Origin of the sequence: Actinobacillus ureae ATCC 25976 (assembly GCF_000188255.1) — a bacterium.
GTDB lineage: Bacteria > Pseudomonadota > Gammaproteobacteria > Enterobacterales > Pasteurellaceae > Actinobacillus > Actinobacillus ureae.
Genome location: NZ_GL831081.1, coordinates 353,532 through 355,808, shown reverse-complemented (window position 1 = coordinate 355,808; position 2,277 = coordinate 353,532). Strand labels below are relative to the sequence as shown.

Annotated in this window: 1 protein-coding gene and 1 pseudogene; one reads left to right on the top strand and one right to left on the bottom strand. The window is 41.1% G+C overall.

What is annotated here, in order from left to right; all coding sequences use genetic code 11:
- The first annotated feature begins 456 nt into the window (after positions 1-456).
- The gene (gene argH, locus HMPREF0027_RS09555) at positions 457-1,833 is read left to right on the top strand and encodes an argininosuccinate lyase (protein WP_005624674.1); all 1,377 of its coding nucleotides are present in this window, start codon (positions 457-459) and stop codon (positions 1,831-1,833) included.
- Between the two features lie 229 nt (positions 1,834-2,062).
- On the opposite strand, the pseudogene HMPREF0027_RS09550 reads toward argH, so the two are convergent.
- Positions 2,063-2,277: pseudogene (locus HMPREF0027_RS09550) on the bottom strand (SulP family inorganic anion transporter); the annotation flags it as partial.

The window sequence follows — 2,277 nt, the reverse complement described above, 5'->3', positions numbered from 1 at the left end:
AATACAGAACTCGGTCCTTAAATTAAACAGTCTAACTTTTTGGGGTCAGATCAAATGAGTGGCGCTTTTTTGAAATCTATGCGAATAAAACAGCTTACCAATAGCACCGTAACACACCGCACTTTCAAGCCTATTTAAACCGCACTCAGCTAATGTTGGAACGTAAAAATGTTACGACTTTATTCGGTAAAACATTAGTTAGTAAAGGTCTGTTTAAGTAAAAATTGACAATTTTTGGCTTTCGAAAATAGTCGTTAAAGTGCTTGATCTACGTATCTAACTCGCCTACATTTATATATTTCTGTGTGTAAATTATACAAATGGCAAAAAAATGAGGAAATTTAACCGCTTGCCATAAATAATTATTGAATGATTTTGCATATTTATGCAGAATATCCCTATTCAGATGTACAGGACATCTTTTAATAAGATTAAAGAAGCGAAAAGGAACACAATATGGCACTTTGGGGTGGACGTTTTAAACAAGAAGCTGATGCAAAATTTAAATTTTTCAATGACTCGTTACGTTTTGACTATCGTTTGGCACTACAAGATATCGACGGCTCAATCGGTTGGGCGAAAGCGATTACTTCGGTTGGTATTTTAACTGAGCAGGAACACCAACAATTAGTGGTGGCGTTAAAAGAGCTACGTGCGGAAATTGAGCCGAATATTGCGATTATTTTACGTGATGATGCGGAAGATATTCATAGCTGGGTTGAATCAAAACTGATCGAAAAAGTCGGCGATTTAGGTAAAAAACTCCACACCGGTCGTAGCCGTAATGACCAAGTTGCGGTGGATATGAAAATGTGGTGTAAAGTACAAGCGGTCGTATTACAAGAGCGTATCCGCAACTTGCAATACAAATTGGTTGAAACCGCTGAAGCAAATCAAAATACAGTAATGCCGGGTTATACCCATTTACAACGTGCGCAGCCGATTACTTTTGCGCACTGGTGTATGGCGTATTACGAAATGTTGGAGCGTGATTTCAGCCGTTTAAGCGATGCTTATAAACGCATGCACACTTGCCCGTTAGGCTCTGGTGCATTAGCCGGTACGGCGTATTCAATCGATCGTGATGCACTAGCACAGGATCTCGGTTTTGCGATTGGCACACGTAATAGCTTGGATTCGGTTTCGGATCGTGACCACGTGTTGGAACTGCTCTCAACCACTTCAATCAGTATGGTACATTTATCACGTTTTGCTGAAGATCTTATTTTCTTCAATAGCGGTGAATCGGCATTCTTAGAGTTATCGGATCGTGTCACTTCAGGCTCTTCATTAATGCCGCAAAAGAAAAATCCGGATGCGTGCGAGCTAATTCGTGGTAAATCAGGACGTGTGTTTGGGACATTATCAGGCTTGCTGACCACCTTAAAAGGCTTACCGCTTGCATATAATAAAGATATGCAAGAAGACAAAGAAGGCATCTTTGATGCGATGGAAACTTGGCAGGCTTGCTTAGAGATTGGGGCGTTAGTGCTGGAAGATATCAATGTGAACGTGGAACGTACTCGTGAAGCGGCACAACAAGGTTATTCAAATGCAACTGAACTTGCGGACTATTTAGTGGCGAAAGGTATTCCATTCCGTGAAGCGCATCATATCGTGGGTGAAGCGGTGGTTTATGCGATCAGTAAACGTGAACCGCTAGAAGCATTAAGTGTGACGGAATTTAAACAGTTCCACTCAGTGATCGATGAAGATGTTTACCCGATTCTTTCGTTAGAGTCTTCTTTAGAAAAACGTAGTGCGAAAGGCGGGGTAAATCCGGAACGTGTCCGTGAAGCGATTGAAGCGGCTAAAGTAAATTTAGGTGCTTAGTGTACCACGCACGGCAGCCGTACGTGGTTACGATCAGCCTACGGCTGAGTGAGCCACTCTGTGGCTCTAGAACACTTTGTGATGGCACTCGTCTTTGAACATAACTGTTTGAGATATCATAACTTGCTAATATATAAAGGAAATCCCCCTCTTTACTAAAGAGGGGGATTTCCTTTATAAGCTCCATTTATTCCGTGTATTCAGTGTTTTCCGTGGTTCAGAATAATGTCTAAATTCGGCTACCGTGTTCTACTTTGACGTGGCTGGCATGGTCGATTTCTTGGTTATTGTAATCGGATTTAAAGCCTTTTGAATAAACACGAATATGATTTTCTCGTGCGGTAATATTGGCGAAATCTTCTATCAATTCTAATACGTCTGAAGCGATGTAAGAGGTGCGAGAGGCATCAATAATTACTTTAGAGTTCGGTCGAATATTTTTTT